Origin of the sequence: Halopseudomonas phragmitis (genome assembly GCF_002056295.1) — a bacterium.
Classification (GTDB): domain Bacteria; phylum Pseudomonadota; class Gammaproteobacteria; order Pseudomonadales; family Pseudomonadaceae; genus Halopseudomonas; species Halopseudomonas phragmitis.
In genome coordinates, this window is the sequence record NZ_CP020100.1 from 1,566,195 (window position 1) to 1,582,950 (window position 16,756).

Genomic DNA, 16,756 nt, shown 5'->3' on the forward strand with positions numbered 1-16,756 from the left:
CGCTTTGCCGAACGACCATACGGAAGAGCACCCATGGGCCGCGCCTATCAGAACCGCAAAGAATCCATGGCCAAAACGGCCGACATGAAAACCAAGCTTTACAGCAAATACGCTCGCGAGATCTATGTCAGCGCCAAGTCTGGCGGCATCGACCCGGCGGGCAACCTGACCCTGCGAGGCCTGATCGAGCGGGCCAAGAAGGATCAGGTGCCAGCGCATGTGATCGACAAGGCCATCGACAAGGCCAAGGGCTCCGGCGGCGAGGACTTCGCACTGGCTCGTTATGAAGGGTTTGGACCGGGCAACTGCATGGTCATCGTCGACTGCCTGACCGACAACCCCAACCGAACCATTGCCGATGTACGTCACTGCTTTACCAAGACCAAGTGCAAACTGGGTACTTCGGGCAGTGTCAGCCACATGTTCGATCATTGCGCGATCTTCGCCTTCAAGGCTGATGATGAAGAGGCGGTACTGGAAGCGCTGATGATGGCGGATGTCGATGTGACCGATATCGAGAATGAAGGCGGGCAGATTACCGTCTTTACTCCCAATACCGAGTATGCCAAGGCCAAGCAGGCATTGACCGAGGCCTTGGGCGATATCGATTTCATTGTTGATGAAATTCAGTTCCTGCCGCAGACCAGCACCAAAATTGAAGGTGATGATCTGGCAATGTTCGACAAGTTCCTCGATATGCTCAACGACCTGGACGACGTGCAGAACGTTTACCACAACGCTGAGTTTTGAGGTCGGTAGCGGCCGGCCCATGAGCCTTGGGTAAAAGGTTTCTCAGAGCCGGCCGCTCCGCTCCAACCGCCGCGCTACCCAGCGCCGATAGGCCCATGACAGCAGTGGCCGCAGTCCCGGCAGGGCGATCAGCCAGGCCAGTGGTCGCAGCGTGCGTACTCGTGACATCAGCACGATATAGGCATCCAGTTCCCGGTGTATGTGGCCACAGCCATCGCGCACATGCAGCTCCAACAAGGCCCGGCGTGGGTCGATGCCGAGGCTGCGCAACTCTTCATCCCGGCCAGTGATATCCAGCCAGAGCACGTCCTTGCCGGTTTTGCCGGCCAGCCATTCATAGCGTCGGCGGTCGCCCACGCAGCGCGGGCAGGCACCGTCGTAGAACACGGTCAAGGGGCCTGGGGTGGATAGCATGTGGTACCTCCCGACTCCGGCCATGTCTGAAGTATAGGCCGGGTCGGGAGGGGGGGGCTCAGTCGTGGTAGTCGCGGAAGTGCACCGACACCGAGCGCACCTGGCTGGAAGGCCAGTTAGGTACGTTGATCTGCTGTTGACTGCCGGTACCCCGGCGTGAGATCAACTCAATGGCGATTACATCATCCGGCTCGGCCGCCGCCGGCAGGAACAGGTCCAGACCAGACATGAACGGAATGGCGTGGAAGACCGGGTCGGCAAAACCCAGGTTGCTTACGCCATCGCTGTTGCGGTCATGCAGGAAGATGTTACTCAGGCGCTGGAGCAGCGGTCCGGTCTGGGCAGTGATCACGTTGGTGCCATTGACTCGCAGCACATCGTTGCGCTCACCCTGATCCCCCCAGAGTTCCATGTCACGACTGATGCTCAGGTTGGTGTGGTTCGGGCTGCGGTGCAGCAGAGCGCCGACTCCGGTTCCTGGCGCTGAGGTGTTCAGCCGAATCTGGTGGTTATCCTGCAGGTAAGGCTCGCGGTAGAAGTAGTGGTCAGCATTGGCGACTCCGGGGCGACGCAGTACGAATTCATAGCTGCCACCCTTGTTGATTCGCATAGGGCCCCAGTGACCATCCTCGCTGATCGGCTGGCTGTGATCAGGCTGACTGCCCAGGGGGCGTCCGGTGGCGGGGTCGACCTCGCTGATTTCCAGCACGGTACCTACTGCTCCGACATTGGCCGGGAAGATGTTGGCCCGTCCGGAAATCCATACATGATCACCGTCAGCTTCGGGAATCCGGGTTGTCGCTGGGGCGTTGTCAGCATTGAAGAACCGATACATCCGGGCGAAGGAGTCGGCTGCTGTGGCCACCTCGATATGACCGACCGGGTCCTCCACACTGGGGTAGACGTTTTCGGCACCGACCACTTCACGATCGACATACTGTCCCCAGAGTACCAGGGTCGGAACACCTCCGGGCGGGCTGTCGCCTTCACGACCATCCAGGTTGACATAGCGGTGCACCTTGGCGGCGCGCTCCGGATCGCTGAGGTAGATACGGCTGACTTCGGTACCCATTGAATGGCCCATCAGGTTGACCTGATCGGCACCGGTGCTGAGCAGCAGGGCATCAATGGCGGCGTCGAGCTGAACCGTGGTCTGGACGAAGTCCGGCGGGCTGGTGTTGTACTCGTAGGTTGCCAGATAGCTGCGTGGATAGCCGTTGGCGATGAAGCGTTGTGCCTGTGATTCGAACTGCGAGGCAGAGCCAGCGCCACCATGGACGAACAGGATCGGGCGTTTGTCCAGAGTCAGATCACCGTTCTGCACAGCCAGCGAGTCCTGGAGGTGTTGCCAGGCCTGATTTGCCGAGCGCAGTCCCCGGTTTTTACCTTGTGCGTTCTCGGCGAAAACGGCGGCATCGTTGAGTTGGGCCAGCAGCCCGTCGTTGGCGCTCATCAGCGTTTCGAAGGCGGCGGTGTCGGCGAAGTCCAGGTGAAAGCCGGGAGTGCTTTCTGCGTAAGCCTCGATGACCTCAATCAGTGCTGTGCTGAGCTGGATACCGTTGCTGAGGTTGCCATCGGCATCCAGGCTCTGCAGGAATCGGGACAGGTTGAGTACCGCAGGATCAGAGCTGTCCGCAGCATCTTCGACCAGCTCCAGCGGTGTCAGAACCGCCTGACCCGGAGCGGTGCCCAGGTCGATTCCGCCAATGCTGAAACGAACGGTTTCCCCGCTCTGATAGCGGAAGTTGCCCTGCTCGTCGGTTGTTCCGTTCTGAGTAGCGGTTTCATAGCTCAGACCGGTTACCGGACTGTCGATGAATACGCCCTGATGGACGGTGGCGCTGCGGTTGCTGGAACCCGAGCTGGAAAGGCAGCCGCTACCGATGACGGCCGTCAGACCCAGCAGGGGGAAAGCCCAGTAACGTCGAATGACGGCGGGCTGGGGGAACGTTTTCATGCATGACCTCATTGTTTTTAGAGTTTGTGCTGATCGAACGGCCATGAGCCGCCTGAATCATATGGCATGAGTGTATTGCTGTGAGGCAATTTTTCTATATAGCCCAAATAGGTTATCCGCGGCGGGGTTTTCACGTCAATAAAAAACGAATGTTCATTCAATATTAAGGCGGGCTATTCTGCGCTGGTGGCAGTAACTGGTTGGCGGGACAACTGCCAGAAGCTTGATGGGGAGCGGCAGGCGCCATAGATGAACGGCGGACGCTGGGTGGGTAGGCTATAGATCAGGTCGGTGAACCACAGGCAATGGTTTGCACTGCTGTCGGGCTGGTGGTAGCGAGCTGGCGCGCTGAAGAACTGCCGAACATCCTGCAGCATCTCGCTGTGCCAGAGCTGAAGGGCAGTTTCGCCATCCCCTTGCGGGCTGTCAAAGCGCGGGTGGAATTGCCAGATCAGGGCAGAGTGAGGCTGGTAGGCCTGGGCTGTGGAGCGCAGCCAGGGGTGGGGCCAGTAGTCGGCCAGGCGCGACCTGCTGTCACCGAGTCTGAGATGCGCCTGCCAGTGGCCGTGTGTACCGCTGACCAGCAGTTTCCAGTTGCGTGGCGAGAATGGCTGAGGCCAGACGCTGACTTGAGCGGCCTCTGCCTGCTGCTGAGCGAATGCCTGGGCCAGCTCCAGCGCCTGCTGCTTGTACTGTATGCTCCAGATAAGCCACAGCACCAACGGGGCGGCGCCCAGCCAGCCGGCATGTGGCCAGCGCCAGCACAGTAGCAGTGCGGTCAGGGCCAGGGCGGAAAACCAGGGATCGATAACAAAGATCCAGGCCAGCGAGGTGCGCCAATCGCTCAATGGCCAGAAGAGTTGCAGATCCCAGGCGGTGATCAGGTCGGCAGCGATATGCAGCCCCAGTCCCAGAGCGCAACCCAGATACAGCAGCCATCCATTCTGCTTGCGGCCTCCCAGCAGATACAGTGTCACGCTGAGCAGCAAGGCCCAGAGCGGCAGCATGAGTAGCGAGTGGGTAAAGCTGCGGTGCCAATAGGCGTGAAACTGTAGCGGATCAAGCAAAAACCATAAGTAATCGATGTCCGGGAACAACCCACCCAGGGCGCCTGCGGCCAGGCTCCAGCGTCGTGGCAGGCGCTGTGCGATGAGCGTGCGTGCGCCCAGTGCTCCGATCACCGCATGGGTCAGGGTATCCACTACAGCCAGAGCCCAAAGCCGCTCCCGGCGAGCAGTTTGCGATGCAGAAAATCGCGGGTGTCCTGCTGATCGCAGGAGTCGTCGCGTAGCCAGTGAATGAAAGTAGCAATGAACAGCGTACTCAAGGCAATTTCCTGGCCAATGCGGTGTGCATGACTTGCCTCCAGCGCCGCCGCTTCACGGAACCATTGCACAGTCCGGCTGATTCTCAGCACGCCCGCTGCCTGCAAATGAATGTGCCCGGGTTCTAGCTTGTACAGCAGCATCTGACCAGTCAGTTCCCGGTAGCCAGCCATCGCATCCAGCCAACAGAGTATTACCTGCTCGATCCGCTCCATGGCCGGCAGTGCCGCCCATTCCGGATTGGGCACCTTGGCCAGCAGCGTCTGGTCGGCACGGTCGAACCAGGCTTCAACCAGATCGTCCTTTTGCGGGAAATGCCGATAGATCTCGGCCAGGGGGATAGTCAGGGCCTGGGCAATGTCGTTTAGCGTCAGTTTTTCCCAGCCGCACTGGTTGGCCAGCGTCAGTGCCTGGTCGAGAATCTGCTGCTTGGAAACCATGGCGAGCACCTCGGGACGGTCTATCCCAACAGTATAGGCGGCTGGCTGTTGGCCGCAGATGAGGATGGCAGCGGGTGCATGTCGCAGGGTGTCGGGCCATAATGGCCGCCGAGCTTTTGGGGAGTTGTCAGTATGTTTGAGATTCAGCGGTTAGATCCGGAAAACTACCGTCAGCAGACGCGGCGCAGCAGCCTGATTCTGATTGTGATATTTGCCACGCTGGCGATGCTGCTGGCCAGCCTGTCGGTTCAGTTGTTCGGCGAGCCGGGTGGCAACAATTTTCGCTGGAACCTGGCCGGCATCCTGGCCGGGCTGGCACTGACCGTCTTACTGGTGCGTGGCTACCTGTACCGGCAACCCTGGATGGCGGCCGCTTTATATGGCTGGCGCCTCAAGCGCAACCTGATGCGTATTACCAACGTTATGCATCTGCTCAAGGCTGGCGTGGAACGGGACAATCCGCAGGCTATGAAGCTGTTGCGCTTCTACCATCTGGGGCTGGAGGAAATGCACCGTCTGGAAGGCAACGCCGAAGGCCTGAGCCAGATGGTGCGGGAAATGGATCAGCACCGGGAGCGGATGGAGAAGCAGGGGCTGGAGGTTGATTTGTGTCGGCTGGACGAAGCCTGGATGGACGCGGTGAAAAACGATGTTAGGGAATGACTGGGTGAGCTCGTTCGGGCGCCAGCAGCACAATGGCGCGACGCTCGCCTAGGTTGACCGGCGGCTCGAAGACCTCGGCATAATGCTCGCGGGCCAGGCGTCGGATGAGTCCGCTTCTGGCAGCTTCGCTCAAGGCTGTAAGTAGTAGTTGGTGCAGCTCGGGCTCTGCGGGCGAGACGTAGAGAATATGGTCCTGTTCATACACCAGGACCAGATGCTGTTCAACGGCCAGGTCCGGGTGGGTTGGCCATTCAGCGGCGATTTCGTAGGCGGCACGGGGAAGATAGTCGATGCCCCGCGCCTGCGAGGCCACCATGCGGTACAGGCGGCGCCAGTCGCCGTCCAAGGGCTGCACGGCCAGGCCGTTGGCTTCCCAGATCAGACGATCAGCCCAGGCTTGGCCCATCCCGGCTACCTTGTTCAGTCGAACGAAGTCTTCCAGGCTGTGAACGTTGTCGTAAGCAGCCTGGGTGCCCTGCGGAATAAACAGGATGCGCTGATTGACCAGGTTGTCGGTCATGCCTATGGCGATGGGCAGCAAGCGCCGATCACGTTCTTCAGTACGACCCAGAATGGCGGCGCTCAAGGTGCCGTTTTCCAGCATGTATTCCAGGCGGGTCATCGGCAGATTGCCGGCTGCCCTGTGGACGTCAGTAGCAACCCCTTGGGCCCGCAATGCGTGGGAAAGTACGGCCGCGGTGTAGCCGAACGACTCAGGTGTGCCGGCCAGGCGCAGGGTGAGAGAATGCTCGTGGTCTGAAATAGCCGGTCCGGAAAAACTCAGGAGCGCCGTCAGGCAGCAAAAGTGCAGCCATCTATATAGTGATGATGCATGCCAGCTGGTCATGGTGCTAACCAGCCTTGATGTTGGACTGCTGTTCGGGTGGGCTGAACATTCCCCAGCGATACAAGCACTCGACGGCGGTCTGAATGTTCGTCATTGCGTCCTTTCGATCCCTGAACTTTGTTTCGCGAGCAAGAGTATCAGTTATGGCGGCGGTTGGGGATGGACCACCCATTCGGGTTCCTCGAACTCGCCAATCAGGCGAATTTCACAGAATCTGGCTGCTTCACGAATGATTGCCGCGACCTGGGGATTGTGCTGTGACTCCATGGCATCACGGCTGGCTTTGCTGTCCCAGTGGGCGATGGCGATTAGTGTGCCGGGGTCGCCTAGCTTGCGGTGCAATTCTGTCCCCAGGGCACCGGGTGCCTGCTGAATCAATTCGCTGGCGCGCACCCAGGCCTGGGCGTAGTCCTCGGCGCGGCAGCCTGGTTTGATGTGTACTTCGAAGATGTATTTCATTGCAGGCTCCTGACGCGGCTTTTTGCGTTAGCCTAGACCAAAGGCCGCAGGTACGACTGATCCGGATTCCAAGCTGCAGGTCCGAAAACCGCTAGCAGGGGGCGTCGGGCTGGCTAGAATGGGGGCATGAAACTCTCTCCAGCGACCTGTTATCAGGCGGTTCAGGCCCGGGATGTCCGTTATGACGGGCGCTTCTTCACCTGTGTGAAAAGTACCGGGGTGTACTGCCGACCGATTTGCCCGGCCCGCACGCCGCGGCTGGAAAATTGCCTGTTCGTCACCAGTGCGGCGGCGGCGCAGGAGGCGGGGTTTCGCCCCTGTCTGCGTTGCCGCCCGGAAAGCTCGCCGTCATCGGCGGCCTGGGCCGGTACCTCGGCGGTAGTATCCCGAGCGCTTGCCCTGATCGAAGCAGGAGCCTTGGATGAAGCCAGCGTTGAGGCATTGGCTGAGCGGCTGGGGTTGGGCAGTCGACATCTGCGCCGGCTGTTCATGCGTCATCTGGGCGCATCTCCGGTCGCCGTGGCACAGACCCGGCGGGTGTTGCTGGCCAAGCAACTGATCCACCAAACCCGTCTGCCGATGACGTCGGTGGCCATGGCCAGTGGTTTTGGCAGCGTGCGGCGTTTCAATGAGACCTTCCAGCGCTTGTATATGCGCCCACCCGGGAGCTTGCGGCAACAGGTCGAGGAGTTCGGGCAGTGGTCCGAGTTGTCGCTGTTGCTGGCTTACCGTCCCCCCTATGATTGGGAGGCCATGCTGGCTTTTTTGCGTCAGCGGGCGTTGCTAGGGGTTGAGCTGGTGGATGCGGACAGCTATCAGCGCAGCATCAGGGTTGGCCGCGAATATGGCTGGGTCCGGGTCAGGCAGGAGCCTGGGGCTCACGCCTTGCGGGCACATATCTGTGTGTCTGGGCTGCAGGTGCTGCCGCAGGTGATTGACCGTCTGCGCTGTTTGTTTGACCTCAAGGCCGATCCGCAGGTGATTCGTCAGACCCTGGCGGCTGATCCGGGCTTGGCAGGGCTGCTCGACAAGCGTCCGGGATTGCGTTTGCCTGGCGGTTGGGAGCCTTTCGAGGTCGCGGTGCGTGCAGTGCTGGGCCAACAGGTTACGGTTGGGGCTGGCGTCAGGCTCGCCCAGAATCTGGTCGAAAGGTTGGCCGAGCCGGTGCCGGAGGCTTTGCGTCGGCCCGGGATAACGCGGTTTTTTCCTGAGCCGGCGGCTTTCGTAGCGCCGGCACTGAACGGCTTGGGCATGCCCGGCGCACGACTGGCGACATTGCTGCATTTGGCTGAGGCTTTTGTCCGCGAGCCCGAATGGTTTGCCCGTCAGGCGGATTTGGAGAGCACCCTTGAGCGCTGGAGGGCGATACCGGGAATTGGCGACTGGACTGCCCAGTATATTGCTATACGGGCCCTGCAGGAGACCGATGCCATTCCGGCCTCTGATGTCGCTTTGCAGCGGGCGCTTGGTCAGTCCGGGAAACGTCCCGGGGTGCGTCAGGTGTTGGCCCGGGCTGAGGCCTGGCGCCCGTGGCGGGCCTACGCATTGATGCATTTGTGGCAGGCTGACGCCGAAGGCAACGCACTGCCCCTAACCGAGGATGATCGACATGCAACTGTGGCTTGAGCGTTTTGACTCCGCGCTGGGTGAGCTGCAACTGGTCTGCGATGACCAGGGACAACTGCGGGCGCTGGATTTTGAAGACTACCGTGAGCGGATGGAGCGTCTGTTGCGTCTGCACTACCGGGTTTACCGGCTTGACCCGGGACCTGCGCCAGACCACGTGAAGCAGGCCTTGCGCGCCTATTTTGCCGGCGAGTTGGAGGCGCTCGATGACATTGTGGTGGCCACCGGCGGCACGCCTTTTCAGCAACGGGTGTGGCAGGCGCTGCGTACCATTGCGCCTGGGCGTACGTGTAGCTACGCCGATTTGGCGCGGCTGATTGGCCAGCCTGGCGCCAGCCGGGCGGTCGGCATGGCCAATGGCGCCAATCCGGTTGCACTGGTTGTGCCCTGTCATCGTGTCATCGGGGCCAACGGGGCGTTGACCGGATACGGTGGTGGGTTGTGGCGCAAGCACTGGCTGCTTGAGCATGAGAGTGAGCAGCAGCGGCTGATGGGAAGTTAGCGGGCAAAAAGAACCCCCGCCAGGGCGGGGGTTCGGGGTCACTCAGCGGTTACAGACCGAACTTGGCCTTGAACTCACGGCGACGGCGATGCAGGACCGGCTCGGTGTAGCCGTTGGGCTGCTTGCAGCCCTCGAGGCACAGCTCGATGGCTGCCTGGAAGGCGACGCTGTCGTCGAAGTTCGGCGCCATTGGCTTGTAGGCCGGATCGCTGGCATTCTGGCGGTCCACCACCGAGGCCATGCGCTTCATGGTTTCCATCACCTGTTCTTCGCTGCAAATACCGTGACGCAGCCAGTTGGCGATGTGCTGGCTGGAGATGCGCAGGGTGGCGCGGTCTTCCATCAGGCCCACATCGTTGATGTCCGGCACTTTGGAGCAGCCAACGCCCTGATCGATCCAGCGCACCACGTAGCCGAGGATGCCCTGGGCGTTGTTGTCCAGCTCCTGCTGGATTTCCTCAGCTGACCAGTTGGTGTTCTCGGCCAGCGGGATGCTCAGGATATCGTCAACCGAGGCCGGGGCGCGCTTGGCCAGCTCGGCCTGGCGCTCGGCGACATTGACCTTGTGGTAGTGCAGGGCGTGCAGGGTGGCGGCAGTCGGGGACGGAACCCAGGCAGTGTTGGCGCCAGCCAGCGGGTGACCGATCTTCTGCTCAAGCATGGCGGCCATCAGATCCGGCATGGCCCACATGCCCTTGCCGATCTGGGCGCGGCCCTTGAGTCCGGTGGCCAGACCGATGTCGACGTTGTTGTTCTCGTAGGCACCGATCCACTTGGCGCCCTTGATATCGCCCTTGCGAATGAAGGCGCCGGCTTCCATCGAGGTGTGGATTTCGTCACCGGTACGGTCAAGGAAACCGGTGTTGATGAACACTACGCGCTCGCTGGCGGCCTTGATACAGGCCTTCAGGTTGACGGTAGTGCGACGCTCCTCATCCATGATGCCGACCTTGAGGGTGTTGCGGGCCATGCCCAGCATGTCCTCGACGCGGCCGAACAGTTCGTTGGTGAAGGCGACTTCTTCCGGACCGTGCATCTTCGGCTTGACGATGTACACCGAGCCGCAGCGGGTGTTGCGGCGGCTGGTGTTGCCATTGAGGTTGTGCAGGGCGATCAGGCTGGTCACCGCGCCGTCCATGATGCCTTCGGGCACTTCGTTGCCGTCCTTATCGAGGATCGCTTCGTTGGTCATCAGATGGCCGACGTTACGTACAAACAGCATGGAGCGACCGTGCAGGGTCAGGGTCGAACCGTCGATCGCGGTGTATTCGCGATCCGGGTTCATGGTCCGGGTAAAGGTGCTGCCACCCTTGCTGACGCTTTCCGCCAGATCACCCTTCATCAGGCCCAGCCAGTTGCTGTAGACCACGGTCTTGTCGTCGGCATCGACCGCGGCAACTGAATCTTCACAGTCCATGATGGTGGTCAGCGCCGATTCCATCAGGACGTCTTTGACACCGGCAGCATCGGTCTGGCCGATCGGGCTGCTCGGGTCGATCTGGATTTCGAAGTGCAGGCCGTTGTTCTTCAGCAGCACGCCCTGCGGCTGGGCCGGGTTGCCGACGTAGCCGACCAGCTTGCCGGGTTCCTGCAGGCCGGTCTGGCTGCCATCCTTGAGGCTGATCAGCAGTTTGGCATCCTGAATCACGTAGGCAGTAGCATCAACATGGGAACCTTTTGCCAGCGGCGCTGCCTCATCGAGGAAGGCGCGGGCGAAGGCAATGACTTTGGCGCCGCGAATTTCGTTGTAACCCGGACCTTTGGTGGCGCCGCCGTCTTCGGAAATGGCGTCGGTACCGTACAGTGCATCGTACAGCGAGCCCCAGCGGGCATTGGCAGCGTTCAGGGCGAAGCGCGCGTTCATAACCGGTACTACTAACTGCGGGCCGGCCAGAGTGGCGATTTCTTCGTCGACATTCTGGGTAGTGGCCTGGAAGTCGGCCGGTTCCGGCAGCAGGTAACCGATTTCCTGCAGGAATGCCTTGTATTCGGCGTGGTTGTGCGCCTGACCGGCGCGGGCCTGATGCCAGGCGTCGATCTGGGCTTGCAGTTCGTCACGCTTGGCCAGCAGGGCCTTGTTCTTCGGTGCCAGGTCGTTGATCAGCGCTTCGAAACCAGTCCAGAAGGTCTGAGCGTCTACACCGCTGCCAGGAATGGCTCGCTCGTTGATGAAGTCGTGAAGCACCTTGGCAACCTGCAAGCTGCCGACTTGGACGCGTTGAGTCATGGAAAACCCTCACTGTGAAGACAAGTCCCGGAGGCTACTGCAACCGGACGTAGTTTTTAGAGACGCAGCATGTTACACGATGATTGGTTGCAAATCATGCGTGAAGCGTGGAATTCTGTGCCTGCATGGCTCAATCCTGCGGTTTTCGCGGTGACAGCCAAGGCGCCCAGTTTGGAGATGCATGAATAACGAATTCATTGACCGCCTGGTCACCCAGTTACCGGACTTCGAACCGGCCCGTCCGCTTGACGAGACGGCGCTGCGCTATGCCGGTTACTACGGCATTGATTTCACTCCGGTGGCCAGTCAGCACCTGGGGCTGGTACGGATCGATGGCTTCGATCTGGCCATGCAGGTCTGGAAGCCGAGCAAGCCACGCGGCAGCCTGTTGATCCTGCATGGTTATTATGACCACATGGGGTTGTACAAGCACCTGATCCGTTGGGCCCTGCGACATGACCTGGCGGTGCTGGCGCTGGATCTGCCCGGCCACGGGCTGTCCAGTGGCGAGCGGGCCAGTATCGACTGCTTCCTAAGCTACCAGCGGGCCCTGGATGCTCTGCTGGAACAGGCGGCGCTGTGGCAGTTGCCGGCGCCCTGGCACTTGCTTGGGCAGAGTACCGGTGGGGCGATCCTGATTGATCGGTTGTTGCATGGCCCTTTACCGGAACAATTGGGGCAGTCGGTGCTTATGGCGCCGCTAGTACGCCCGCGTCAGTGGGTGGTGTCGCAGATGGGGTTGCGGCTGTTTGGCGGCTTTGTGCAGCGTCTTGGGCGCAAATTCACCGAAAACTCCAACGATCAGGACTTTCTTACCTTCATTCGCGAGAACGATCCGCTGCAGCCGCTGGTGCTGCCGGTGGCCTGGGTGCAGGCGCTGGAGAAGTGGATCCCGCGTATCGAGACTGCGCTGCCGACCGAGCATTCGCCGTTGATCGTTCAGGGTCAGGCTGATGGCACGGTCGACTGGCAACACAATATTCGGGTCCTGGAGAGTAAGTTCCGTACCCCGGAGCTGTTCTATCTGCCCAAGGCGCGTCATCATCTCGCCAATGAGCGTGAATCCTATCGCAAGCAGTACCTGGGCTGGCTGGAACAGAGGTTAGGGCTGACGCCCTGACAAGCTGCCCAGCCAGTTGGGCAGGGGCGCTCAGGGGTTCAGTGCATCACGTACAGCTGCTTCTACGGCCCGATAGAACTGACGGCCGGCGTTCGATTCGCTCCAGCTGGCGTATTGCCCCAGTTCGGCATCACTCAGATCACGGTAGACATAGGCCAGGGTTTCGCCGAGATTGGGTTGCATCTGGCTGCGCAGATTCTCGCGGCGACTGTTGACCAGCCCGTCGGGGATCTGCATCAGGCCGCCGAGAAAGTCATTGGCGCTCTGGGTCGCCAGGTTTGCCAGTGCCATTGATACTTCCACTCCCAGGTCCAGTGCTGGCAGGCTGTTACCCAGCCGGCCAAGCAGCGCCTGGCGCTCGGGGCTCAGAGTTTGCGGTGGCAGGCCGGCTTGCATCGCTGCGACATTGGTTGGTGCTGTAGCGCTGGTTTCCAGTTGTACAACCTTGCGTCCCAGGGTGCTCTGGTAGAAGCCCAGGGCCTGCTGGTGGGTATTGGGGTCCAGGCTGACCGCTAGGCGACCTTGGGCGCGATCATGCATGGCGTTCGGTTCGAAACGCTGATTGCTTTGCCGGACCAGGGTCTGGTAGACGTTGGCAGGCAACTGGTTGGCATAGCGCTGCTGAGCCTTTTGCAGGGCCTGTTGAAAGTGCTCCTGATGCTGGTGCATGCCGGAGACCTGATACAGTTCGGCAGTGTTGGCCTGCAGGTTCAGGCTGACCAGCAGCAGGGCGCTGCTCAGGAGTGGGGCGCAAAAACGGTGGAACAGGCGCGAGTGCATGATAATGGGTAGTCTCCGGTCGTTGGTCGGGCGGCGAGTGTCAGGGGTGACGGGCCTTTTGTCGAGTGTGGGCAAGCGAGTACAATGCTTTCGGCCCGTTCTGGGTCGTACCGCAGACCTGCCCCCCTGGTCTGTACCGCAGGTTCCTGTTTGAGTGTATGGATCATGTCCGAGTTCCCCGCCGTTCTGACTGACGGTTTTACTGCTGTGGCTGAAGACCTGGCCGTGCGCGGCTGGTCGGTGCAGGAGCAACTGTTGCCGGTGGAACTGACCGCCAGCCTGGAGCAATTGTGCCGCCAGCTATGGCGCAGCGATGATCTCAGTCCCGCCGCCATCGGGCGTGGTGCCGAGGGGCAGGTGGTGCCGGAAATTCGTGGCGACTACACGCGCTGGCTTGACGATTGTCCGCCGCATCCGGCCAGTGAGGACTTTCTCGGGTTGATGGACAGCCTGCGTGCAGTACTCAACCGCAGTCTGTTTCTTGGTCTGGATACCTTCGAAACCCACTTCGCGCTATACCCGCCGGGCGCCGGCTACCGCAAGCATCTGGACCGGTTTCAGGACAGTCCGCTGCGCAGTGTCTCGGTAGTGACCTACCTGAATCGTAACTGGCAGCCGGGCGACGGCGGCGAGCTGCGCCTGCATCTGGATGAAGGTGCGCGGGACGTGGCGCCGCGTGCCGGCACTGTCGTGGTGTTTCTCAGTGATCGTATTCTGCACGAGGTCTTGCCGGCCAAGCGTGAGCGGGCCAGCCTGACCGGCTGGTTCCGCCGCCGGCCGGATAATCCGCTGTTACGCTAGAAAGCTGTTTGGCATAGGCTGTCAGGCAGGGAGTATTGCACTGGGGTAAGCATGGAAAAGATTCTGGTCAGTCGTTGCCTGCTGGGTCATCCAGTGCGCTATGACGGTGGGGCCCATGGCCCATTTGGCTGGTTGCAGCGCTGGCAGGCCGAAGGGCGGGTAGTGGCCTTGTGTCCGGAAGTGGCAGGCGGTTTGCCGACGCCGCGGCCAGCGGCGGAGATTCCCGGCGGCCAGGGCGCTGAGGTTCTGGCCGGAAGGGTCCCGGTGCGCACCATCGATGGCAGCGATGTTACCGCGGCATTCGTGCGCGGTGCCGGGCTTGCGCTGCAACTGGTCGCGGCCGAGGGTATCCGCTATGCGGTGCTCAAGGCCCGCAGCCCATCCTGCGGCAATCATGAAAACTATGACGGCAGCTTTTCCGGACGCAAGGTCAAGGGCGAAGGGGTAACCGCCGCAGCTCTGCGCCAGGCCGGGGTTCGGGTATTCAACGAAGATCAGCTCGAGGCTCTGGCGGCGCTGCTGCAGCAAGCCGACGATTGAGGTGCAGGCGCTCAGGCGCTCAGGCGCTCAGGCGCTGGCGCAGTTTGCTCAGACGGCTCAGCAGGCTGCCTACTCGACTTTGTTCCTCAGCCAGCTTGGGCGTTTCCGCAGCCCGGTCCAGCGCCCGTAGCGGCTGTCGTTGCCAGCTTCTGGCCTGATCCGCTGCCGTGCGGATGGCGCGCTCGAACATCCCGCGCCGCAGTGGCTTGGGCAGATAACGGAAGATCTGCGCCTGATTTATCAGCTTGAGCAGTACCTGGGTGTCCTGGAATGGCGTGACGATGATGCTCAATAGCCGGGGATGAGCCTGGGCCAGACTCATCAGCAGCGGCCGCAGGTCTTCGCCGTCAAGCTGAATGTCACTGACCAGAATGTCCAGCGGCTGGTCATTGAGTGTTTGCAGTGCCTCGCTCAGGCTGTGGGCCTGATGCAACTGGATACCACAGGCCTGGCACAGTTCGACGGTCTGGCTCTGAGTCTGGGGGTCGGTATCAAGCAGCAACAGGGCTGGTTGGCGAGTGTTCGGCACATTGCTGCGTTGTTCATCCAGAAAGGCGCTGGCGCGGCGTTCATGGATCAGTTGTGCGGCTTGTTGCAGGGTTTCAGCCATACCCTGTGGATCCCAGGGTTTGGTCAGGTAGCGAAAGATGCCGCCGCTGTTGAGCGCTTCGACTGCCGCTTGCAGATCCGAATAGCCGGTCAGCAGGATGCGTAGGGTCTGGGGATGGCGTTCCTGCACTTGAGCCAGCAGTTGGCTGCCGCTCATTTGCGGCATGCGCTGGTCGCTGACGATGATGTCCACCGGCTCATGCTGCAGTCGTTGCAGGACCCGCACCGGGTTGGATTCGGTGATCACCTCGAACTGGCGGCGAAATTGCAGGGCCAGGCTGCGCAGGATGCGTTCCTCATCGTCGACGAACAGGATCCGGATCGGTTCGGTCATCTCAGGCACTCCGTTGCAGGACCTGTGGCTGGGTCAGGGGTAGGCTGATGACGAACCGGGTGCCACGCCCCGGCTCGGACACAAAGCGGATCTGGCCGGCATGGTCACGAATGATCTGATAGCTGATCGACAGCCCCAGACCGGTACCTTGGCCAACACTCTTGGTGGTGAAGAATGGGTCGAAAATGCGGTTTTGCAGCTCTTTGGGGATGCCCTTGCCGTTGTCCTGAATTGACAGGTAGACCCGGTCGTGTTCGGTCCAGCTGCGAATCAGGATCTGTCCAGGGTGGTCCATGGCCTGTGCTGCATTGGTGAGCAGGTTTAGCAAGACCTGGTTGATCTGCGAGGGAGTGCAGGTGATCGGGGGCAGTTCGCCGAGCCGGGTGATGACCTCAGCCTTGTCCTTGATTGCATTGCGAGCAATCAGCAGGGCGCTGCGTACGCAGTCGTTGATATCGACGGCTTCACTCATGGCCCGGTCCAGGCGAGCGAAGTCCTTGAGGCTGACCGCCAGCTCGGCGATCTGAGCAAGTCCGAAAAGGGTGTCTTCCAACAGAGGGTTCAGATCGTCGGCCAATTGTTCGGGGGCGGCCAGTTCGGCGGCCTGGCGGGTCTGCTCGAACAGTTGCGCCAGTTCCGCCTCGTTACGCTGAGGGGCATCCAGAGCCTGCATCAGTTGGGCCTGGGCCTGGGCCAGCTCCAGAACCGGCTGTACCAGGCTGGCGAGCAGCTGCACATTGTTTTTGACGTAGCCTAGCGGGGTGTTCAGTTCGTGGGCGACCCCGGCGACCATCTGCCCCAGCGAAGCCATCTTTTCTGACTGCACCAGATGACTTTGGGACTCCTTGAGCTGCTTCAGTGCCCGGCGCAGTGCCTGGTTGCGCTGGCCGATACGGACCTCCATGGCGCGTAGCAGGTCCATTACCGTGCCAAGGCCGGCATAGCGCCCGTGCGCGTCGGTCAGGATGAAGTCTTCCGTGATCGGATATTGCAATTGGCCGGTAATAATCCGTGCCGCCTGGTCCAGCGGCGTATCCAGGTCCACGATCAGTGACTGCCGATTGGTCGCCTCAAGGATTGAATGCCGGCCCCAAAGGTCACGGCCAAAGCGTTGCATGAAAATGTCCTGCAGCCGGTAGCGACTGACAAGGCCCAGCGGTCGATTGCGCTCATCGACCACCGGTAGCGATAGAAAGCCCTTGTAGCCGGATTCGAGCAGGCGATCGGCGACATCATTGATAGTCAGGCTGGCGCTGAGCGGTTCGACCGCCTTGCGCAGGCCGGCAAGGGTGGTTTGGCTGGGCATGGTTGACGCTTGGCAATGATCAGTGCAGTCATTTAATCAGCGCCAGGTTTCCAATA

At 61.0% G+C, this 16,756-nt stretch carries 17 protein-coding genes; 7 read left to right on the forward strand and 10 right to left on the reverse strand.

All coding sequences use genetic code 11. The features are described 5' to 3' along the window. Nucleotides 1-33 precede the first annotated feature (33 nt). Complete coding sequence (locus BVH74_RS07200; RefSeq protein WP_080049406.1) at nucleotides 34-750, forward strand: YebC/PmpR family DNA-binding transcriptional regulator; 717 nt, start codon at nucleotides 34-36, stop codon at nucleotides 748-750. Between the two features lie 42 nt (nucleotides 751-792). Here the strand turns inward: BVH74_RS07200 and BVH74_RS07205 are convergent, their stop codons facing one another. The 4 genes from BVH74_RS07205 to BVH74_RS07220 all read right to left on the reverse strand — a co-directional run bounded on the left by BVH74_RS07205 (nucleotide 793) and on the right by BVH74_RS07220 (nucleotide 4,886). After that, entirely contained in the window at nucleotides 793-1,164 is a 372-nt protein-coding gene (locus BVH74_RS07205) for a thiol-disulfide oxidoreductase DCC family protein (protein ID WP_080049407.1), read from the reverse strand. A 58-nt stretch (nucleotides 1,165-1,222) separates the two neighbouring features. Beyond that, entirely contained in the window at nucleotides 1,223-3,121 is a 1,899-nt protein-coding gene (locus tag BVH74_RS07210; RefSeq protein WP_165443757.1) for an alpha/beta fold hydrolase, read from the reverse strand. Nucleotides 3,122-3,294: 173 nt separating this feature from the next. Continuing rightward, on the reverse strand, nucleotides 3,295-4,323 hold the full coding sequence (locus BVH74_RS07215; protein ID WP_177344519.1) for a metal-dependent hydrolase: 1,029 nt from the start codon (nucleotides 4,321-4,323) through the stop codon (nucleotides 3,295-3,297). Then, nucleotides 4,323-4,886: a TetR/AcrR family transcriptional regulator gene (locus BVH74_RS07220; protein WP_080049410.1), complete on the reverse strand. Its 564-nt coding sequence runs from the start codon at nucleotides 4,884-4,886 to the stop codon at nucleotides 4,323-4,325. The genes BVH74_RS07215 and BVH74_RS07220 overlap by 1 nt, the downstream gene beginning before the upstream one ends. Nucleotides 4,887-5,018: 132 nt before the next feature. Here BVH74_RS07220 and BVH74_RS07225 point away from each other — a divergent pair, with 132 nt between their 5' ends. Then, nucleotides 5,019-5,549, forward strand: coding sequence for a DUF3087 family protein (locus BVH74_RS07225; protein WP_080049411.1), 531 nt, complete (start codon nucleotides 5,019-5,021; stop codon nucleotides 5,547-5,549). On the opposite strand, the gene BVH74_RS07230 is transcribed toward BVH74_RS07225, so the two are convergent. After that, on the reverse strand, nucleotides 5,539-6,171 hold the full coding sequence (locus BVH74_RS07230) for a hypothetical protein (RefSeq protein ID WP_155121698.1): 633 nt from the start codon (nucleotides 6,169-6,171) through the stop codon (nucleotides 5,539-5,541). The genes BVH74_RS07225 and BVH74_RS07230 overlap by 11 nt on opposite strands. A 366-nt stretch (nucleotides 6,172-6,537) precedes the next feature. After that, entirely contained in the window at nucleotides 6,538-6,855 is a 318-nt protein-coding gene (locus BVH74_RS07235) for an antibiotic biosynthesis monooxygenase family protein (protein WP_080049413.1), read from the reverse strand. 126 nt (nucleotides 6,856-6,981) lie between these two features. Between BVH74_RS07235 and BVH74_RS07240 the strand changes: the two genes are divergently transcribed. Beyond that, nucleotides 6,982-8,481 carry an AlkA N-terminal domain-containing protein gene (locus tag BVH74_RS07240; RefSeq protein WP_080049414.1) on the forward strand — a complete coding sequence of 500 codons (1,500 nt, stop codon included), beginning with the start codon at nucleotides 6,982-6,984 and terminating at the stop codon, nucleotides 8,479-8,481. After that, nucleotides 8,465-8,983: a methylated-DNA--[protein]-cysteine S-methyltransferase gene (gene ogt / locus BVH74_RS07245; RefSeq protein ID WP_080049415.1), complete on the forward strand. Its 519-nt coding sequence runs from the start codon at nucleotides 8,465-8,467 to the stop codon at nucleotides 8,981-8,983. The genes BVH74_RS07240 and ogt overlap by 17 nt, the downstream gene beginning before the upstream one ends. 49 nt (nucleotides 8,984-9,032) lie before the next feature. On the opposite strand, the gene BVH74_RS07250 is transcribed toward ogt, so the two are convergent. After that, complete coding sequence (locus BVH74_RS07250) at nucleotides 9,033-11,210, reverse strand: malate synthase G (protein ID WP_080049416.1); 2,178 nt, start codon at nucleotides 11,208-11,210, stop codon at nucleotides 9,033-9,035. A gap of 181 nt (nucleotides 11,211-11,391) precedes the next feature. Between BVH74_RS07250 and bipL the strand changes: the two genes are divergently transcribed. Beyond that, nucleotides 11,392-12,330 (forward strand): phospholipase BipL, encoded by a 939-nt coding sequence (gene bipL, locus BVH74_RS07255; protein WP_080049417.1) that lies wholly within the window; start codon nucleotides 11,392-11,394, stop codon nucleotides 12,328-12,330. Between the two features lie 30 nt (nucleotides 12,331-12,360). Here the strand turns inward: bipL and BVH74_RS07260 are convergent, their stop codons facing one another. Next, nucleotides 12,361-13,110 carry a DUF2059 domain-containing protein gene (locus tag BVH74_RS07260; protein WP_080049418.1) on the reverse strand — a complete coding sequence of 250 codons (750 nt, stop codon included), beginning with the start codon at nucleotides 13,108-13,110 and terminating at the stop codon, nucleotides 12,361-12,363. 165 nt (nucleotides 13,111-13,275) lie between these two features. Between BVH74_RS07260 and BVH74_RS07265 the strand changes: the two genes are divergently transcribed. Continuing rightward, nucleotides 13,276-13,911: a 2OG-Fe(II) oxygenase gene (locus tag BVH74_RS07265; RefSeq protein WP_080049419.1), complete on the forward strand. Its 636-nt coding sequence runs from the start codon at nucleotides 13,276-13,278 to the stop codon at nucleotides 13,909-13,911. Nucleotides 13,912-13,962: 51 nt separating this feature from the next. Further along, complete coding sequence (locus BVH74_RS07270; RefSeq protein ID WP_080049420.1) at nucleotides 13,963-14,451, forward strand: 2-thiouracil desulfurase family protein; 489 nt, start codon at nucleotides 13,963-13,965, stop codon at nucleotides 14,449-14,451. A 19-nt stretch (nucleotides 14,452-14,470) separates the two neighbouring features. Here the strand turns inward: BVH74_RS07270 and BVH74_RS07275 are convergent, their stop codons facing one another. Together BVH74_RS07275 and BVH74_RS07280 are read right to left on the reverse strand one after the other, a co-directional pair. After that, nucleotides 14,471-15,394: a response regulator gene (locus BVH74_RS07275; RefSeq protein WP_080049421.1), complete on the reverse strand. Its 924-nt coding sequence runs from the start codon at nucleotides 15,392-15,394 to the stop codon at nucleotides 14,471-14,473. A gap of 1 nt (nucleotide 15,395) precedes the next feature. Beyond that, a complete protein-coding gene (locus BVH74_RS07280) occupies nucleotides 15,396-16,700 on the reverse strand; it encodes an ATP-binding protein (protein ID WP_080049422.1) in 1,305 nt (434 codons plus the stop codon). Between the last annotated feature and the right edge of the window lie 56 nt (nucleotides 16,701-16,756).

Excerpts from the sequence above, each read along its gene's own strand:
- BVH74_RS07200 (WP_080049406.1), top strand. The coding sequence starts at position 34 with ATGGGCCGCGCCTATCAGAACCGCAAAGAATCCATGGCCAAAACGGCC.
- BVH74_RS07205 (WP_080049407.1), bottom strand. The coding sequence starts at position 1,164 with ATGCTATCCACCCCAGGCCCCTTGACCGTGTTCTACGACGGTGCCTGC.
- BVH74_RS07210 (WP_165443757.1), bottom strand. The coding sequence starts at position 3,121 with ATGAAAACGTTCCCCCAGCCCGCCGTCATTCGACGTTACTGGGCTTTC.
- BVH74_RS07220 (WP_080049410.1), bottom strand. The coding sequence starts at position 4,886 with ATGGTTTCCAAGCAGCAGATTCTCGACCAGGCACTGACGCTGGCCAAC.
- BVH74_RS07225 (WP_080049411.1), top strand. The coding sequence starts at position 5,019 with ATGTTTGAGATTCAGCGGTTAGATCCGGAAAACTACCGTCAGCAGACG.
- BVH74_RS07230 (WP_155121698.1), bottom strand. The coding sequence starts at position 6,171 with ATGACCCGCCTGGAATACATGCTGGAAAACGGCACCTTGAGCGCCGCC.
- BVH74_RS07235 (WP_080049413.1), bottom strand. The coding sequence starts at position 6,855 with ATGAAATACATCTTCGAAGTACACATCAAACCAGGCTGCCGCGCCGAG.
- BVH74_RS07240 (WP_080049414.1), top strand. The coding sequence starts at position 6,982 with ATGAAACTCTCTCCAGCGACCTGTTATCAGGCGGTTCAGGCCCGGGAT.
- ogt (WP_080049415.1), top strand. The coding sequence starts at position 8,465 with ATGCAACTGTGGCTTGAGCGTTTTGACTCCGCGCTGGGTGAGCTGCAA.
- BVH74_RS07250 (WP_080049416.1), bottom strand. The coding sequence starts at position 11,210 with ATGACTCAACGCGTCCAAGTCGGCAGCTTGCAGGTTGCCAAGGTGCTT.
- bipL (WP_080049417.1), top strand. The coding sequence starts at position 11,392 with ATGAATAACGAATTCATTGACCGCCTGGTCACCCAGTTACCGGACTTC.
- BVH74_RS07260 (WP_080049418.1), bottom strand. The coding sequence starts at position 13,110 with ATGCACTCGCGCCTGTTCCACCGTTTTTGCGCCCCACTCCTGAGCAGC.
- BVH74_RS07265 (WP_080049419.1), top strand. The coding sequence starts at position 13,276 with ATGTCCGAGTTCCCCGCCGTTCTGACTGACGGTTTTACTGCTGTGGCT.
- BVH74_RS07270 (WP_080049420.1), top strand. The coding sequence starts at position 13,963 with ATGGAAAAGATTCTGGTCAGTCGTTGCCTGCTGGGTCATCCAGTGCGC.
- BVH74_RS07275 (WP_080049421.1), bottom strand. The coding sequence starts at position 15,394 with ATGACCGAACCGATCCGGATCCTGTTCGTCGACGATGAGGAACGCATC.
- BVH74_RS07280 (WP_080049422.1), bottom strand. The coding sequence starts at position 16,700 with ATGCCCAGCCAAACCACCCTTGCCGGCCTGCGCAAGGCGGTCGAACCG.